Source organism: SAR324 cluster bacterium (genome assembly GCA_015232315.1).
In the GTDB taxonomy this organism is placed as follows: domain Bacteria; phylum SAR324; class SAR324; order SAR324; family NAC60-12; genus JADFZZ01.
In genome coordinates this window covers 1-18,766 of the sequence record JADFZZ010000028.1, presented here as the reverse complement: position 1 = coordinate 18,766, position 18,766 = coordinate 1, and the positions used below count along the sequence as shown (strand labels likewise).

Annotated in this window: 10 protein-coding genes; 9 read left to right on the top strand and 1 reads right to left on the bottom strand. The window is 43.0% G+C overall.

Annotation, left to right across the window (positions count from 1 at the left end; genetic code table 11):
* Positions 1-74 precede the first annotated feature (74 nt).
* The 5 genes from HQM11_16160 to HQM11_16140 all read left to right on the top strand — a co-directional run bounded on the left by HQM11_16160 (position 75) and on the right by HQM11_16140 (position 9,722).
* Positions 75-3,107 (top strand): hypothetical protein, encoded by a 3,033-nt coding sequence (locus HQM11_16160; protein ID MBF0352567.1) that lies wholly within the window; start codon positions 75-77, stop codon positions 3,105-3,107.
* A 17-nt stretch (positions 3,108-3,124) separates the two neighbouring features.
* Positions 3,125-4,831: a type VI secretion system contractile sheath large subunit gene (gene tssC / locus HQM11_16155; protein ID MBF0352566.1), complete on the top strand. Its 1,707-nt coding sequence runs from the start codon at positions 3,125-3,127 to the stop codon at positions 4,829-4,831.
* Positions 4,832-5,006: 175 nt separating this feature from the next.
* Positions 5,007-6,290: a hypothetical protein gene (locus tag HQM11_16150; GenBank protein ID MBF0352565.1), complete on the top strand. Its 1,284-nt coding sequence runs from the start codon at positions 5,007-5,009 to the stop codon at positions 6,288-6,290.
* A gap of 8 nt (positions 6,291-6,298) precedes the next feature.
* Positions 6,299-7,471 (top strand): hypothetical protein, encoded by a 1,173-nt coding sequence (locus HQM11_16145; GenBank protein ID MBF0352564.1) that lies wholly within the window; start codon positions 6,299-6,301, stop codon positions 7,469-7,471.
* A gap of 196 nt (positions 7,472-7,667) precedes the next feature.
* Complete coding sequence (locus HQM11_16140) at positions 7,668-9,722, top strand: ParA family protein (GenBank protein MBF0352563.1); 2,055 nt, start codon at positions 7,668-7,670, stop codon at positions 9,720-9,722.
* A gap of 39 nt (positions 9,723-9,761) precedes the next feature.
* Here the strand turns inward: HQM11_16140 and fliG are convergent, their stop codons facing one another.
* Entirely contained in the window at positions 9,762-10,775 is a 1,014-nt protein-coding gene (gene fliG / locus HQM11_16135) for a flagellar motor switch protein FliG (protein ID MBF0352562.1), read from the bottom strand.
* Between the two features lie 236 nt (positions 10,776-11,011).
* Between fliG and HQM11_16130 the strand changes: the two genes are divergently transcribed.
* From HQM11_16130 to HQM11_16115, 4 genes are all read left to right on the top strand, one after another.
* Positions 11,012-12,934, top strand: a complete 1,923-nt coding sequence (locus tag HQM11_16130) for a thioredoxin family protein (protein ID MBF0352561.1) — start codon at positions 11,012-11,014, stop codon at positions 12,932-12,934.
* 129 nt (positions 12,935-13,063) lie between these two features.
* Positions 13,064-13,618 carry a DJ-1/PfpI family protein gene (locus tag HQM11_16125; protein MBF0352560.1) on the top strand — a complete coding sequence of 185 codons (555 nt, stop codon included), beginning with the start codon at positions 13,064-13,066 and terminating at the stop codon, positions 13,616-13,618.
* A gap of 215 nt (positions 13,619-13,833) precedes the next feature.
* The gene (locus HQM11_16120) at positions 13,834-18,372 is read left to right on the top strand and encodes an ATP-grasp domain-containing protein (protein MBF0352559.1); all 4,539 of its coding nucleotides are present in this window, start codon (positions 13,834-13,836) and stop codon (positions 18,370-18,372) included.
* A gap of 22 nt (positions 18,373-18,394) precedes the next feature.
* Positions 18,395-18,640, top strand: a complete 246-nt coding sequence (locus HQM11_16115; GenBank protein MBF0352558.1) for a hypothetical protein — start codon at positions 18,395-18,397, stop codon at positions 18,638-18,640.
* The last annotated feature ends 126 nt before the right edge of the window (positions 18,641-18,766 follow it).

Here is an 18,766-nt window from a genome sequence, read left to right as displayed (position 1 = left end):
CTCTTGATAAAGTACCAGTGAAGACGTTTTTCAAAATACTCATTTATACATTAGTTTGGTTATTAATTACTGGCGTGATTATTTTTACAGTGACTTCATTACTGGAACAACCCCTGGAGACGGCACTGAAAATTGCCGGAGGCCTGTTTGGAGTATGGGTTGTGTTTATGGTGATCAGACGAGTTATTGCCCGTCAGAAAGCTAAAAAACAGGTAGAGGGACTGATCACTCAGGAAGAGAGCGAGAATGGGAAAGAAAGTATCATGTCTCAAGTGATGAGCATGCGCACTGAAAAATCCCATATGGCGCAGCATTTTGGAAAATTTCAAAAAATACTGGCCCAATCCGCATTAAAAAATCAGGGCGATCCCATGTATGTTCTGCCATGGTTTTTGATGCTGGGATCTGAAGGTTCAGGGAAAACCAGTATGCTCTCACATGCACGATTACCCGCCCCATTGTTCAATACTGAGGAATTGTCCAACGACAGTTGCACCTGGTGGCCGTATAACCATGCAATCATCATTGATCCTGTCAAAAACTACATTTCAAAGGATAAAAGCGCCTCTGATGAATGGAATGATTTATTAAAAGTATTGGACAAAAACAGGAAGAAAGAACCTCTCAATGGCGTGGTTCTAACGATCAATGCCAATCATTTGCTGGAAAGTGATGAGACAGAATTATTTGAGGAGGGACGTCAGCATCAGGCACGAATTGATGAATTGATGAAAAAACTCAAAATCAAGATTCCAATTTATTTGATGGTTACCAAATGTAACAAAGTTGAAGGGTTTGAAGATTATGCTCAGGCCTTGTCTCATGAAGAACGTAACCAGGTAATGGGTTATACTCAGGAAAAAGATGAATTCAATGCGAGCCAATTGATTCCGAAGTCCATGGAAAAAATCACCGAAAGGGTAAAAGACCTGTTATTGAATGAAATCAATCAATCGGGAGTTTCACATAAATTATTAAGACTGCCCAAAAATCTTCAAAATCTTGAAAGTAAATTGATGATTTTTTGTAATGGCGCATTTCAGGAAAATCCATTTCAGGAAAATCCCTTTTTACGAGGTATATTTCTTTCAGGTCTCGAAGGTGGAACCGCAAACGACCAGGCTGGCAAGGGAATATTTATTCAGGACTTTTTTACCAGAATTCTCCCTGGCGACAGAAGTATGCTTGGCAGTTTAACAGCCGTTGAACGTGCCGGGATTATCATGCGACGGTTGTACATGGGGGCTTGGAGTCTGGGAATTGGAGCCTTGATTGGGGTCTTGTATCTGGTCAATTCGGGCAATCTGGGTTTTATCCAGCAAATGACTTCAGAATATGCTGGAGCCTTTGTGATGAAAGACAGCATTGATGAAAAAGTAAAATCAATGGCCAGTATGGAAAAAATGATCAAAACAATTGATTACGAGGTAAGCACATGGTGGGTTCCCTGGTTTGGTGTATTTGAGCAACCTGGATTTATAGAAAAAATGAAAACCATCTATGCGGAACGATTCAGACAGAACCTGATGAATCCATTGAACGAAAGTCTAAACACCGCACTGATTAAATCTGAAGTTGAAATGGCGGAAGGCAAAATTTCAGAAGCGGATATTTTAAGAAACACAGCACGGCAGGTTGATACTTTTGTGCGTCGGTTGAATACGATGGACGCATATTTTAAAGGAAATAGTTTTGAAGCATTACAAGAATTGCCAGCACCATTTGCCGAAGGCGGTTTATATTTTCCAAGTGGAACAAATGTGGATTTTCTCGCCACATTCAACGCATTGTATCTGCATTCTCTAAGTTGGTCAAAAGATGAGGGCTTACTGAAAGAAGAGCGGGAATGGTTGAGACAAAGTCTGACAAGCAAACTTGAAAAAGTATCCAAAGATTTACAATGGATTATTCCTCTCGCAAATGATGAGGTTCGCTCAGCAGATCAACTTCACCTCAAGTTTTACTGGGGTGGTACCAAGGAAATGGAGCAGGATATTTTTATTCCAAGTGCTTATACCCTCGAAGGAAAAGAATTTGTTGAAGGGTTCATTAACCGCTTGGTTCAGACAGATCCAGATTCAGAAGTCTTTAAGGAAATGCAGGCATTGTTTACGGAATCCTATCGAAAAGCATATCTGGATGCATGGGAAAACTTCTCTCTCCAGTTTGATTCCGGGATGAAAATGCTGGCTGGACGTGGAGAGTATATTGATACAATTGATGTCATTTCAACCCGTCATAATCCCTATTTCAAGGCTCTGGATGTTTTTACTGAACAACTGGAACCATTTTTGGATGAAAACGCTCCGGAATGGCTGACCTTGATGGATTATTATCAGCAGATGAAAGTTTATGGTCCAGAAGAAGAAGGCGGAAACAACAAAGCCCTGGCAAAACTGGCTATGAAGGCTGTGGGCGCTTTAGGCCCGGTTGGAAAAGCTATTGCCAAAGGTGGAAAATCAGGAATGAAAACACAGAAAAAACTGGCTAAAGGTTCAAAATCTGGTGAAGAACTGGATGTTGTCCTTGAACAGGCCGGTGGCTTGTTGACCGATTATAAGAAAGCCTTGATGGATGTTTCCTTCAATTCCAGCAAACCAGCGGTATCTTTCCGATCGATGCAGGCTTATTTTGCAAATCCAGATGAGCCGGGAGTTGGCGATGGTCCAGACGCGACAGCCTATAAGACTATTCTGAAGCTCCAAACTCTGATTGGTAAAGAAACCAGAGCCTCACGAGCCTTTTGGAAACTATATATTGGACCCATGGAAATTGTTTATGAATACATGCTGAATGAAGCTGCCTGTATGCTGCAAACCCAGTGGCGAAATGCATTTCTGGTTGAAATAGAAGGTGTTCCCAAATTCAAATTAGGTGGATTGATGTTTGGTGAGGGCGGACAACTTTGGAATTTCATCACGGAAAATGGAACAATGTTTATTGTACGCCAATATGGAAAAGGATATGTTCCAGCCGTAGTGAGAGAAAGAAAAATTCCATTTACCAATGAGTTTGTAAATTTTGTATCTATTGGTCTGGAAGAACGTCAGTCAGCAGCTAATCGAAAATTTGATGTCCCTAGAAATATTACTCATTGCTGGAAATAGACAGATCTGCAGGAATCATGGAACGTATCAGGCTAGTTTATTCCAAAGACGAATCGGATGATGTTGAACTTCCATACCGTGTTTTGGTTTTGGGCGATTTTTCCCTGAAATGCCAGGGGGAAGATTTAGACGGCATTAAGCCGGTTATGATTGATTTGATGAATTTTGATGAAATTCTCACATCAATGGATATTACCTTGCGGTTAAGAGTCACTGACTATTTGACCCAACAGGAAAACTCTTCAATTGATATCATTCTTCCCTTGAGAAGTCTTGATTCATTCAGTCCTGATGGTGTGATTCAGGCAAATCCGGTTTTAAGACAAATTGTACGGTTACAGCAAAATCTGATCAGATCGAAGCAAGCTTCTGCTGTTGATACTCCGGATGAAAAAAGTCTGGACAATTTACCAGAAGGATTCTGGGCAAGTCTGATTTTAGGACATAATGAAGTCACAAAAGAAAATATTGATCTGATTTTAGCGGAAATCGATCACAGACTGACTCTTCAGATGGATGAAATCCTGCATCAGGAAGAATTTCAGAAACTGGAGTCTGCCTGGCGATCCTTGTTTTTTTTGGTCAAACAGATTAAGGGTGGTGAAAACTGCGAAATTCTGGTGATGGACCTGGATCAAAATTCATTATTACAGGATTTTGAAAGTAGTTCTGAGATTCTGGATTCATTTCTTTACAAGATCACCTACACAGATGAGTTGGGGTCTTTTGGCGGGCATCCGTATGGTGTGATAGTTGCCAATTATCAATTTGGTCTGGAGGCAGAAGATTTATATCTGCTTCGTTGTTGTGGCGAAGTTGCAAGTGCCTGTTATGCCCCATTCATTGCAGGTGCACAGCCAACGTTATTAGGTTTGGAAGACTTTTCTGAATTAATCACGGCAAAAAATCTGGCAGACAACATTGAAAAAAATCTGAGGTTCGCAAAATGGCGGTCTGTAAGAAGTCATCAATCTTCCAGATTCATCGGTTTGACACTCCCGGAGTTTCTGCTACGAAAACCTTATGATTACAAATCGGCGTACATTCGAAGTTTCCCCTACGTAGAAAGTTCAGAATATCTTTGGGGAAATGCCTCATTTGCACTGGCATCCTGCATGATCAGAAGTTTTATAAAGTACCGCTGGCCTCTGGATATCATAGGCTCGGATGGGGGCCGTGTTGATGATTTGATTTGGCCCAGAGAGAATGCGATTTCAAAAGACCAGGTGATTATTCCATTAAAAATTCTGATGACGGACAGGGTGGAGGGGGAATTGACCAAGTTGGGGTTCATCCCACTGACGTATCAGAAAGGAAACCAGATTGTTTCATTTGAATCAGGCAATTCAATTCAGGCAGCATTGGTAGATTCAGGTAGTGAAAATTCACACTCACTGGATCAACGACTTGCGGTGCAAATTCCCTATTTACTGATAGTTTGCCGTTTGTCTCATTACATCAAAGTCATACAACGTGATAATATTGGTTCTTCGAAAAATCGCCAACAACTGGAAGACGAACTCAATAGCTGGTTGATTCAATATGTTTCAGACATGGAAAATCCATCAGCAGAGGTTCGAGCACGCAGGCCTTTACGGCGTGCCCGATTAAGCGTGGCAGCCGATGAGGAAAATCCATCTCAATATAAAATGGAACTCACAGTGATCCCGCATTTTCGCTATATGGGAGCTGCGTTTTCCTTATCATTACTTGGTAAACTATAATGGTTGGCAGTGGCGACTGTGGATGTTTTTGTAAGAAACATCCATGGATCACTCCTGTTTCAGTTTCAACTTTTTGTTAATGTATAACAGAAAAAGAGCTATGAAAATTATTAGCGTTACTAGCGGCATCATCTTAATCACATTGTTATCAGGCTGTTCAGCGGATTCGGCATTTATGCGATCGAAAAGAATCAATACGGTTGATGCCTATCATGCATTCGTTAATGAACATCCTGATAGTGTTTATAAGGATGAAGCCATCTTTTTGAAAGAAGCCGCAGTTTTTAATTCAGCGATGGAAACTTACACGGATGAATCTTTCAATCAGTATTTGGCGGCATATCCCCAAGGATTTTTTGTGAAGCTTGCCAATCAGGAAAAGGACCACATTTTATATCGCAAAACAGAACTGAACCATACCATTGAAGCGTATGCTGATTATCTGAAACTTTATCCGGGAGGCAGGCATGCTCATGAGGCAAAAACAAATCGAGAGGATCTGCTATTTCGTTGGGCTAAAAAAGAAAACAGTCTTGATGCTTATGACAAGTATCTGGACGAATTTCCGGTGGGACGTTACATCGACTCGGTTCAATCTGTCAGAGAAAATCTGATCTACCAACGAGCAAAAGATCTGAATACGGTTGAGGCGATGGATAGTTATCTCAATAACTTCCCGGATGGAAAATTTGTGGATAGCGTTATTAAAATTAAAGAAGATTTATGGTTTAGAAAGACTGCAAAAGATAACACTGTGGAAAGTTATTCCAGCTACCTCAATCAATATCCTCAGGGAAAATATGTTGAGAAGGCTCAGACCGACCGGGAAAATTTGTGGATTAAACGGGTAACCGATCAGAATTCAATTGATGGATACAACAGCTATCTCAATGAATTCCCGAATGGAAAATTCAGAGCCAAAGCGGATCGTTCCAAAGAAGAATTGATGTACCAAAAAGCCAAAAACGACAATACCAAAGAATCCATGGATAATTATCTTCTGGAGTATCCAAAAGGCAATTATCTGGCACAGATTCATCGTATCAGAGATTTGTTATTGTATCAGAAAGCTAAAAAAACCAACACGATTGAGGATTACGATACATACATCACAGAGTATCCTCAGGGTGAATATATTGTTCAGGCCCAGGACCAGCGGGAAATTCTGGTGCTGGCCAAGGATAAGCAGGAGTTAACACCAGAAGAATATCAGACCCGACTGGAAGCTTATGCTAAAAAGAAAAATTCAATTCCCGCATATACTCTTTATATTCAGGAGTTCCCTGAAGGAACCAAGACCGATGAGATTAGAGGAATTCGGGAGGAATTGATTTATCAGCGATCCAAAAAGGCGCACACGGTCAAAGCGTATGAGGAATATCTAAACGATTTTCCCAATGGTCGATATTCAAAAAAAGTTAGAAAAACGATTGAAAACATTAATCTTGGATGGGAGTGAAACACACCATGACACGTAAACTGGGGATTTCAGCCATTGCATTGGCATCGATATTGACTGCTTGTTCAGGACCTGGAACATTGAGAGTTCGAGTGAACCCGGACCTGGAAAATCTGGTTTATGTACGCGCCTATGATATGGAAAAGCCATACATGAAGCGCGATATGTTGCCAGAGGGAGAAAAAGGTCTTTTTGTGACCCGTTTCCCAGAGAATACGGATGTTGCAGTGAGCGTGAAAGTTGATAACGGCAAAATGATCGAAAAAACAATTCGGGTTGAAAAAGATTCAGATAAATTTCTGGAATTTAATATTGAAATGGAGGATCCCGATGTTGAATTTATTCGTTTACGCTCTAATCGAGAGTTCAAATTCAATCCAATTAATAAAACTGAAAAGCAGAAAATAGTTTATTTGTCTTATAGTGACTATATTGGACAAAATCTGTTGCTAAAAGAGCAAATTGAAGAACACCTGCTTAGATTAGGTTATGTGATTGCCTCGAAACCGGATAAAAATACCGAGATCTTTGTAACCATCAATCTGGTGGATTTTGCCTCTGCAAAAGAAGTTAAAGGCGTTAATGAATTCACCATCAATAAATATAAATTCAAAATCAATATTGAACAACGTCTGAAGGGAAAAACGATAGTAGAAGAAAAATACGCTTTTAAAACCACAGATCCGGATAATATTTCCTTCAAGCAGGAAAGTTATCCAATGGATGGAAAGCAAAACGTTTTTGAAAGAGATGAATTAATTGATACCCCGGAACCGCTGCCCCCGGCAGAGGCACCACAATCTCCGGGTTTGCTGGTGTTGTTGGGTTATGTTGAGGATGACAAAGCCGCAGAAAAACCGGAAGAAGCTAAAAAAGAGGAAGCGACAGATCCAGCCGCAGCGGCAACTGCCCAAGCTGGCGGTGAAAAAAAAGAAGAAGCCGCACCTGCTGCAGGTGGTGGCGGAGAAGTGGCTTCGCCGGCTGATGCCGTTGGCGACAAGTCATTTCTTAATACACGAGGTGCCTTGGCAAATTCAGTTTTCGACTATCATCTTTATCATGAAGAGGCCATTCTTGAAGCCAGCGTGAAATTTGTAAATATTGAACCTCAAAATAATTTTGCGATTTCAAAAACAATCACGTTGCTTTCACAACGATTAGCCCACATTTTTAATTTATAATCCCTCCCTATACTCCGCAGGGGGCGACTGCTATTCCCCTGTCGTGCGCTTCTTGTTTTCGTAAGCTACAGGTTTTTTCCTGATTAACGGTCGGAAAACCTTGATTTTCAGAAACCCCAGATCAATCAGCCATGATATGAACCTCAAAAACTTATTCCAATCCACAGTCAGTATATTGTTGTTTTTGATATGTTTTATGTCAGCGGGCGGACAGATTAATGAAGCCTATGGTCAGGACTGTCAAGAATCGACAATCATTGAATTTCCCTATACTTATCGACTGGTTCCTTCTACCAGAGAAAAACAACGCATCAAGGAAACTGTAGAATCTAATATTCTAAAAAAACTGGGTGAGATCACTGGTCATAAAAATTTAAATCAAATTAAGGGAAATTTAAAAATTTTAGTGGTTGAAGTTAGCGGATATTCATCACCTGAATCAAGGGACCTGGAAAGTTTATCAATTCTTCCGGAAAATGTCAGTGAGATCAATAAGAATTTTGGTGTTCAACGAGCATTGGTGTTCAAAGAAGCAAGTCTTGATATGCTGACTCAAATGGGCGTGAACTCAGATAACATCACTATTTTGGGAAATGAAAAACAATTTACAAAAGATGATTTGATCGCCTTAAACAAAATTGCGGGAAATGATGAAACGTCAACGCCTGATCTTCAACAAATCTATAACTTGCTGAGACGATACAATGATGGGCAAGCTGCGGATATTGAGGGACTGGATACGCTTAAATCAATTATGGATTCCAAAAAGCGGGTTGAGATTCGACTCTGTTATGAAAAAATCAGCAGTGTCACAGCACCATCATCACCGGTTGTTCCGGTTGCTCTTCCTGAAGTATCAAATAAGACAGAATCTGTTTCTCAAGGTGAATCTGGAAAAAAAGATCAACCCCAAATTCAGATACCACAATCAACGAATGTCGCACCAATAGGATCTGCTGTAGATAATACAACTCAAGCAAATACAGAAGCACTCATTCCTGATGCTACGCTACCAGAGATTGGTTTGACTGAAGGTCTCCAGCCTCAAATATCGGAGTCAGACAATCCAGTGATGGAGGAAAATCCAGCCACTGACCGGAGTGAATCAGATGATTCAGATTTACCAATTGTCAAAACAATCGTATTTGTCTTTGTTGTTTTGGTTTTGAGCGGAATTGTTTGGCTGTTATACAAAAAAGGAGTGTTTCAGAAAAATATAGTGTATTCGCTGGATGGTATTCCTGAATATGACAGACGAACAGGATCTTTTACATCCCACTCTCAAACTCACACTCTGACAAATACTACGCAAAGAATGCAGGAAGAATCAGAACCTGAAATAGAGGTGCCTAAAGAAGCCTTTATTTCCACCAATCGGGACACAACCATTATTCCACAACATCTTGAAATATTGACGATTGTCAGTAGTCGTGGCGGTTCAGGTAGAACCAGTCTGGTCGCCTCTTTTGCTCACATGCTTGCCTCATGTGGCTTTAAGACCTTGCTGGTGGATATGGATATTTTGACGCATGGATTGACTTATTTGATCCTCACAAATCCAGATACACAAATACCAAATACCATGTCCAGGATGGTAGCAAAGCGATCGGATTTAAATATTGTTCCATTGATGGTCTCAGATCAAATTGAAAACAACCTCTTTATTTTACCAAGTGCGACATTGAAGGAAAAGCAAAGGTGGAATCTTGATAAAACATTGAATGACCAAACAAACTTGACTGCATATTTGAGGAAAATATTGACGGATATCAGAAGCCAATATGGCTTTGATTATGTGATTGTGGATCCGGAAAGTGGTGTAGATGTTTTGAGTGTGAGTTCTGCTCTGGCCGCGGATTCCTATGTTGTTGTTACAGAGTCAGACCGGCCTTCCTGGAATATGAATGATCAACTGCTTGTGACCTTGAGAGAAGCGGCGCCACAATTGGATCATCATTTCCATGAACTGGGATTTGTTATCAACAAAAACACTCTCCCGGAAGATGCCATTGTCACTCATTTAGCTGAACGTTGGAAATTGTCACATCTGGGAACGCTGGCATGGAATGAAAAAGTGAAAGAAAATTTTCAAAAAGCCATGAACCCCATTGGCAATCATCCGGGGGCAAGCTGGTTTAAGTCATTCATGGACTTGTTCACGGAAATTTATTTAACGGATGACTGGTCTGATGATGCAAAAGCAAAATTGAATACGATTGTGGAGCAAAACACTAAAATATGGCAGTTTTAACAGGCCGCAATCAGATCGCTGCCTGTTAAATATTGAGGCTTAAACCACTTCGGAGCCACCTCCTCGCCCACTGACCACAATTTTTCCTTCGTCTTCCATCTTTCGAACGATCTGAATAATTTTTTGTTGGGCACCTTCAACATCCGAAACTTTTACAGGTCCCATCACTTCAAGATCTTCTTTGATCATTTCAGCCGCACGAGAAGACATGCTGCTGAAAATCAATTCCTTGACTGATTCGCTGGCAGTTTTCAATGCCAGAATAAGTTCTGACTGATCGATTTCTTTGAGTACCATCTGCATCTGTCGACTGTCGATGAGTACCAAATCATCAAAGGTAAACATCAATTCCCGAATTTGTTCTGCCAGGTCGGGATTACTTTCCTCGATGGTGGCCAGAATCCGGGTTTCGGAGGCTTTATCCAGGGTATTGAGAATTTCAGCCACAGATTCCACACCTCCAACCTTGGTTCCAATACCGCCAGCGGTTTTCATTTCTTCAGAAAGCACTTCGTCCATTTCAGCGATAACACCAGGAGGAATACTTTCCAGAACCGCCATACGATACACGACATCTGCCTGAAGGTTTTCTGGCAGTTCTCGCAACACGGTGGAGGCCTGTTCCATGTCGGTAAGGTGAGCCATGATCAACGCGATTGTTTGGGGATGCTCGTTGACAATGTAACTGGCAATGATTTTGGGGTCCATCCACTTAAGTGAATCAAGAGCGCCTTCTTCCTGATGTGCTTTGAGGTTATCCACCAGATCTCTGGCACGTTCTGTTCCAAGAGCCTTGGTCAAGGCATTGCGCACAAAATCGCCGGATGCGCTGATATTGACACCTTCTTCCTGAATGACGGATTTTCTGTAATATTCTTCAAGCACGATATCGAGCTCTTCAGGAGAGACGTCTGTGAAACGTGTCATGTAATAACCAACTTGCTGGATTTCAGATTCCTCCAGATTTTTCATGATCTCCGAAGCGCCTTCTTCTCCCATGGCCAGCAACAGAATTGCGGCTTTTTTGGGTCCGGTCATTTTCCCAACACTCATATCGGTCTCCCTGTGTATTCTGAAATAGTGAGCTGTAATTTTTTAGAAGTCATACCAATGAACAATTACGCAGATTGTAAACCAGTTTGCTGGTTTCAACAATCATAATGTTCAGTTTGATCAGGAATATGCACCTTGTTATTTTGTTGAGTGTTTATACAATCGCCACATACCTGATGTCTCAGGGCGAAGATAGATATTTGATATTGTGAAATCAAGAATAAATTTGGGTAAATATGCGATGGTTGATAATTGGGCAAATATTATTGATGTTGTTACCATGTGCTGAGCAACGGATATGGGCACAATTTGATGAATCTATACCTGCGACACTCGTGACTTTCAGTGGTTATATGGTCCCTGAAGAATCACATCCGGGGGAAGAATTACGGGGTGTGATTGAAGTGACTGTGGCCACAGGATGGCATATCTACTCCCTGGTCCCCTCTGAAGAAGAATTGGCCCCACCGCCTACAAAGATTGAATGGAAGGCAAACTCCCTGATCACCAAAGGACCGGTTTATGAAACCAACCCCATTGTGCAGGAAGATCCCGCAATTGGATTGGTTCTGGCGTTTCATGAACACAAGGTCAGGTTTTATCAGAATTTTCAGGTTCCTTCCAGCATGTCGCCTGAGAACATGATCTTGTCCGCCACAATTTTCTATCAGACATGCAGTGATAAAATTTGTCTTCCTCCCAAAAAAGAAACATTGGAAATTCCGCTCAAAGTTTCAACCGGAGAAATTCGTTCTCCTTTTGCGTTCATGGACAGGACTATCGACTCTCTTCCCACAGAAGGTCAATGGTTGCCTGATGCTGGATCGATTGAACAAGCAACGTCACAGGGAATATTCAGATTCATAATTCTTGCCGGCGTCATGGGGATGCTGGCCTGGTTCACACCATGTGTGTTTCCGATGATACCGATCACCATGTCGTTTTTTTCCAGACAATCTCAAAAATCGCATCGCGAATTGTTGCGTCTGGCGTTGACTTTTGGTGCGGGAATTATGGTGACGTATACGGCCACAGGATTGATACTTACCTCTGTTTTGGGCGCAGCGGGAACCTTGCAGATTGCCTCAAATCCATGGGTTAATCTGGCAATCGCGTTGCTGTTTATTGTGTTCGGTCTGAGTTTTATGGGCTTCTTTGAGCTTCAGTTGCCAGGTGCCTGGCTTCAGTCAGTGGATTCTCTCTCTCGTCATCTCAAGGGGTGGATCAGTGTGCTGTTGATGGGGGTGGCGTTTACCATGACAGCGTTTACCTGCACGGTGCAATTTGTTGGAACCTTGCTGATTGCGGCGGCTCAGGGACAATGGTTCTGGCCGGTTCTGGGGATGCTGGTCTTTTCTTTTATGTTTGCGCTACCATTTATGCTTCTGGCATTATTTCCACGTTGGATCCCAATGATGATGCAAGCCAGGGGGCCATGGATGGTGCGAGTGAAAATCCTGTTGGGGTTGGTTGAAATTGGGGCAGCTTTCAAATTTCTCAGCAATTCCGATCTGATCTGGCAATGGGGGATACTGGATCGCGAGGTGGTGTTGGCTTGCTGGGGGATCATTGCACTGCTCATGGCGATGGTTTCCTTGGGCGGAATCCAGGCGCTTCGTGAAAAGTTAATTCCAGAACCCTCAGCCATTGCTGTCGCTGTGTCATTCACCGCTTTTTCATGTTATCTTCTGGCCGGTGCCAGCGGGCGTATTCTGGATACCTGGACGGAGTCCTATCTACCTCCGCCTATTGCCGCGCTGACATTAGGGAAACCGATGGCTGTGGAACGAGTCCATGAATTGCCGTGGGAAAGAAATCTGGACATGGCCTTGATCAAAGCTAACGAACAACATAAACCGGTATTCATTGATTTTACGGGCTATACCTGTGTCAATTGTCGGTGGATGGAAAAAAATGTATTTGCCGCACCGCGGGTCTTCGAAATGCTCAGAGAGAATTTTATTCTGGTCCAGCTCTATACGGATGGCGGTGAGGGCTATGAAGAAAATCAGCAGTTGCAAATGAATCGGTTTAATACGATTGCACTTCCCTTTTACGTGATCCTTTCGCCGGATAATGCCGTCCTTGGAAAACATGCCGGTATTTACTCTCCTGAAGCCTTCCTGCTATTTCTTCAGAACGCAAAGGATGCTATCTGACAGTTTTATTAAGCAAGACTTCTCTGATTCCCGTCTTTGTCACAGGATAAAAATCTTGTTAATTGGAGATGTGTGTGATGAATGAGAAATTATGATTTATTGAAGAATAACTTGAAGGGAACGGTGTGAATGGGAAAAAAAATCTTGATTCCGGTTGCGGACGGTACTGAAGAAATTGAAGCGGTTTGCCTGATTGATGTGTTGCGTCGGGCTGGTGCCGATGTGACGGTTGCTTCTGTTGGAGAGTCACTCCAGATTACTGCTTCGCGGGGCGTCAGAATGGTTGCGGATCAACATATCAGCGATTGTCAGAAGACAGTCTATGATTTGATTGTTCTGCCAGGCGGGATGCCCGGTGCGGAACATCTAAGGGATAATCCGGAACTCATTTCATTGTTGCGCGCACAGAAGGCTTCAGGTCGATTATATGGTGCGATGTGCGCATCGCCCGCAGTGGTGTTGCAGACACATGGGTTGCTTGAAAACATGCAGGCCACCTGTCATCCGGCATTCAATGAAAAACTGGTTAATTTGAAGCCGGACCGTGTGGTTGTCGATGGAACATGTGTGACCAGTCAGGCACCGGGCACAGCCCTGGAGTTTGCGTTGAAACTGGTGGAGTTACTCTTTGGGCGGCAAAAGGCCGAAATTGTTGCGACACCCATGCTGGTATTATCGTTTTAATTCAGATATATCACTCCAGAGTGAGGTTAATGTTGACTGAAAATGGAAGGAACCGGGGGTTGATCCCACTACCCTGAGAGGATCACATGAAGCGGTTATCTGCCTTCTATTTTCATAGACCCTGAAAATATAAAGTTTCCGGAAATGGAATACCGGAGAAGACTACAAATCAAGTATATTTTTGAACAAATATTTCAATAACAATCAGGAGTTTTATGGCACAGAAAAAAAAACGTGTTGAGCCGTCTTCTCTTTCAGTATTTCTGGAAGCGGAACGGATTTCCAGTGATCTGTCACTGGTTCCCGGGAAATGTCCCCCCTACTTCAATGAAAGTGGAATTGAAGGCTTGTTGAATCGCGACCATATCGAAAGTCGCATCAAACACCTTGAAACCCTGGAGGTGGATGCCTACATTCAGCAGACAGTCATGCCTTCCGAAAATCAGAAACGCTTGAGCGCGCCTGAACTTATCAGGCAACTGGGCGGAAAAATCATAGATGAATCCACTCATGGTCCATTGTATTTTGCGGAGATGGAGTTTTCACATGAGGGAAGAATCCGGCGTTTGGGATTCATTGCGCAGGACCGTCGATTTCGTCAGGGAATCTGGTATCCTCATCATCATCGGCTGGCTGCTGAAAAAGCCCGGTTTTTCGCATCGCATGGCATGCCTATTGTGACGTTTATGGACACTCCCGGTGCGGCGGCGGATCTTGAGGCAAACCTGGATAATCAGGCCCATAGCATTTCTTTTCTGATTGCGGAAATGGCCAATTTACAGCTTCCCTCTGTCGGCATTGTTTATGGACATGGCTACAGTGGCGGGGCCATTCCGTTGGCAACCACCAATATTCTGTTGTCTGTCAAGGACGGGGTGTTTAATACCATCCATCCCAAGGGCTTGAGCAGTATTTCCCGGAACTACAATTTGTCTTGGCAGGAATGCGCAAAATACGTGGGGATTTCTTCCTATGAACTGTTTGCCGGAGGCTATCTCGATGGCATCATCAACTATAGCCCCAATGAACATCACTTGCTGCCCAATTTGCGTGCCGCGATATTGAGTTCTATTGAATGTATCGAAAAAAACGCGAAAGTGTTTTTGCGAACGCACGAATTGTTTTTTGATCATTACAAGGAAAGCATCAAACACTATCTGGATCCTTCTGAACTGCTGGTCGAAGAAAACCGGATTGCTGACAGATCACCCACAGGGATTCTGAACGTGTTTGGCAGTGTGTACCGTTTCATGCGTTATCTGAAGTTGCGTAATCGCATTTCAAGTCAATCCATTCTTAATTATTCCCGCCTGAGCCACCTGAAAATTCCGGAAGGCCGTCTTAATGAACGTTTGGCCAGTGAACGCCAGGAAAAGTTCCAGAAATGGGTAAAGACCCCGCTGGAAATTCGCTATAATGAAAATTTGAACAGAAGCTTTCAGGAATATCGGGATGCCCGTGATAACCGTGGCAAAGAGCGTGGAAAGATCGCGACATTTTTCATGGGAGATCCCAAGGAAAATTTTGGGCAGGCCGTGGATAAAATGACCATGGAAATTCTGGTCTATCTTTATAATTACTGGAAAGAGGATGCTTCAGAAAATCTGATTCAGTTGCATGAATATCTGAAGCAAATTGAAAATCGTCCAGTGACTCATGCCTACAATATTCTCCAGATTCTGCAGGACAAAGATATTCTCCTGGGATTTCAGAATTCTTTCCAGAACATCATTTTGTTTGATCTCTTGTATGACAATGTGATGGAAAGTCTGTCGATGATTGCGGGAGAACTCAAAGGTACCAACCAGATTTCCCAGAATTCCGTCGCAATGTTATTTGAACGGGCATTTGACCTGGCAATGCAGGCTTTTGAAAAACAATCGCTCAATTACAAGAGTGATGTGATCAGGGACAGTTTTTTCAAATGGCTGGTGGTTTTTATCCGTCAGAAAAATTGTGATCAGATAATGAAAACTGTGAGTGATTGGAAGCGCATGGTGTTTCCTCGCCTCAGTCCACCTTTGTTTGCGCTGGTCAGTTATTATTTTTCCAATCTGTTGCCCGGATTGCACAGAAGTCAGTCTGAAAATGTTCCGTTTGACGGTCGAATCACTCCGAAAAATATTGGTATCCGCGATTTCTGGAATCGGCTGGATCGAGCCTATAAAGATCTGCTGATTTTTAATCTGCTCCGTGAATACAAAAAGACAGCCCTTGCGCCTGATACCATCATTCAGGAATTTTTTACCGATTTCAAAGAAACCTATCAGGATCTGATGACCAGCGACCCTGTTCGTTTTCCCGGATTCCGTAAATCCATTGAAAAGGCGATTGATAACCAGATTCGTCCCTGTGGCGTGATTACCGGGATGGCGACTTACGAAGATGGAAATCTCAAACGTAAAGTAGGCCTGGTCGTCAGCAACTCATTGTTTCAGGCTGGGGCCTTTGATATGGCCAGCGGAGAAAAAGTGTGTAAATTGCTGGTGGATTGCGCGGAACAAAAACTGCCTGTTGTCATGTTTATTTCTTCAGGCGGAATGCAAACTAAAGAAGGACCGGGATCATTGTTTTCCATGGCGGTGGTGAATGACCGTATCACTCGTTTTGTGAAAGACCATGATCTGCCTGTGATTTGTTTTGGTTTTCGCGATTGTACGGGTGGTTCACAAGCCAGTTTTGTCACGCATATTCTGGTCAGAACCTATTATCTGTCAGGTTCTGTCATGCCCTTTGCCGGGCAGTTGGTGGTTGAGAGTCATTTGCAGGCCAGTGCGATTCTCTCCAATTATTTGTCTGTTCGTCAAGGTAGCATGAATGGCCTGGTTCAAAACCCTTTTGATCAGAATATTGATGAGCGTTTGCATGAAATTGATCCCGAAATCCCTAAAGCGGAATTAACGGTAAAAAAGGTGATTTCCAGCATTCTGACCGGAGAATATCGGCCCTCCGCTGAATCACACATTGATGAAACCCAGGACGAAATCAGTGAACAACTCCATGTCAAAAAACTGGAAAATGTGTTGATTCACGCCAGGGGATGCACTGCCGCACGCCTGATTCAGGGGGCTCATGATTCAGGGTTGACTGTGATTCTTGTTCAGTCTGATGCCGATATTGAAAGTTATCCCACCAGGTTACTCACCGCCAATGACAGGCTGGTGTGTATTGGCGGCAATACTCCGCAGGAAAGTTATTTGAATGCCATGAGTGTGATCCGGGTGGCAGAACAGGAAAATGCCCAGTCCATTCATCCCGGAATCGGATTTTTATCGGAAAATCCGGCGTATGCCAAAATATGCAGGACGCATGGTTTCAATTTTATTGGTCCTCACGCAATGACGATGCATCTGATGGGGAATAAAACGAATGCGATTGAAACAGCAAAAAAGCTCAAGGTTCCAGTGGTTCCAGGCAGTGACGGTGTTTTGAGTGATCCAGTGCATGCCAAGGCTGTGGCGGAAGATATTGGTTTTCCTGTATTGATCAAAGCCGCGCATGGCGGCGGCGGGAAAGGCATCATGGTGGTGGAGGATCCCGCGCAATTCATCCCGCTCTATTCACGCATGTCTCAGGAAGCCCTCAGCGCTTTCGGCAATGGGGATTTATATCTGGAACGTTACATTCGCTCGATGAGACATCTGGAAGTTCAGATCTTGCGCGATACCCATGGGAATTCAAAAATTCTTGGTGTTCGGGATTGTTCTGTTCAACGGAAATTTCAGAAAATCATTGAGGAAAGTGCCAGCAATGTCCCTGATAAAATTCTCAAACAGCTTTACAAATACACCAATACGTTAATCAATGGGATTGACTATATTGGTGCCGGAACTGTGGAGTTTATTTATGATCGGAAAGAAAAAAAGGTGTATTTCATGGAAATGAATACCCGCTTGCAAGTGGAACATCCTGTTTCAGAAATGACTTCAGGCATTGACCTGGTGCATCAGCAGTTCCGTATCGCTTCCGGTGAAAGCATCGAGGATCTTGATGTTCGGCAGGATGGTCATTCGATTGAATGGCGAATCAATGCGGAACGGGTGGAAAAAAATACAAGCGGGTCTATCGTTTTTCTTCCTGATCCCGGGTATCTCTCAGAATTGTTTTTACCTGCGGAACAGCATGTTCGCGTCATCACCGCGGTAGAAAAAGGTTCGGTGGTTCCTCCGTATTATGATAGCATGATTGTGCAGATTGTTGTTTGGGGGAAAGATCGTGAAAGCGCGATCAAGCGGTTGTTGGGATACCTCAAACGGGTTCAGGTACATGGGATTTCCACCAATCAGGCGCTGGTTCAGAACATTCTTGAAGACCAGGTTTTTGCTTCCGGTGATTATGACACCCATTTTCTGCCAGAATTTCTGAAACGTATTGATGAACATGAACTGATTCGCCAAACCATTGAGTATTCCGGTTCGGCATCAACTTCCACGGAACAGGAATCTCTGGCTTTGCCCGGTAGCAATGAACTCAAAGTTATTTCTCCACGTATGGGAACTTTTTATCGGGCAAACTCTCCGGAGGATCCGCCTTTTATCAAGGAAGGCGAAGTGATTAATCGAGACAAGGTCATGTGTCTGATGGAATCCATGAAAGTTTTCTCGGAATTGACTTTGCAAATGTACAAGGGGCTTGATGGTGAATCTTTGTATCATGGTTTTGAACAGTTCACGGTTAAAAAAATCATGGCAGATAACGGACAGACTGTGAGTCGTGGCGATTTGCTGTTTGTGATTGAACCAGTCACTGCCTGAACTTCCAATCACATGAGGGTATATGGATATAGAGAATATTCTGGAAAAATGTTATGAGCAGGCACAATGCGGTCTTAAACTTTACCGGAAAATGCATAATACCAAAGTCCTGGGGGTGATTGAGGATGTCCTCATAGAATTGGCCCGCATGAGCATTTCATGGATTGTTCTTACCGGTAATGTTGCGAAGTTGTTCATTGAAGTATTCATTTTGCAAGGAATGCTCTGGTGGTTCAGTCCGCTGGAATCTCCGGTTGTCCGTGCCTAGGAGGCTGTCCGAGAATAAACCTGACAATGTAAAAACTAAAAGTTATAGGGTGGCGTAGAAAGGAGCTACTTATGAAAATACCATTTAAATCCCCCTCCAAAGATTTCTATCGCACCAGCGCGGAAC

Coding starts and splice junctions, on each gene's coding strand:
- HQM11_16145 (MBF0352564.1), top strand. CDS start 6,299: ATGACACGTAAACTGGGGATTTCAGCCATTGCATTGGCATCGATATTG.
- HQM11_16120 (MBF0352559.1), top strand. CDS start 13,834: ATGGCACAGAAAAAAAAACGTGTTGAGCCGTCTTCTCTTTCAGTATTT.
- tssC (MBF0352566.1), top strand. CDS start 3,125: ATGGAACGTATCAGGCTAGTTTATTCCAAAGACGAATCGGATGATGTT.
- HQM11_16115 (MBF0352558.1), top strand. CDS start 18,395: ATGGATATAGAGAATATTCTGGAAAAATGTTATGAGCAGGCACAATGC.
- HQM11_16125 (MBF0352560.1), top strand. CDS start 13,064: ATGGGAAAAAAAATCTTGATTCCGGTTGCGGACGGTACTGAAGAAATT.
- HQM11_16150 (MBF0352565.1), top strand. CDS start 5,007: ATGCGATCGAAAAGAATCAATACGGTTGATGCCTATCATGCATTCGTT.
- HQM11_16140 (MBF0352563.1), top strand. CDS start 7,668: ATGTCAGCGGGCGGACAGATTAATGAAGCCTATGGTCAGGACTGTCAA.
- fliG (MBF0352562.1), bottom strand. CDS start 10,775: ATGAGTGTTGGGAAAATGACCGGACCCAAAAAAGCCGCAATTCTGTTG.
- HQM11_16130 (MBF0352561.1), top strand. CDS start 11,012: ATGCGATGGTTGATAATTGGGCAAATATTATTGATGTTGTTACCATGT.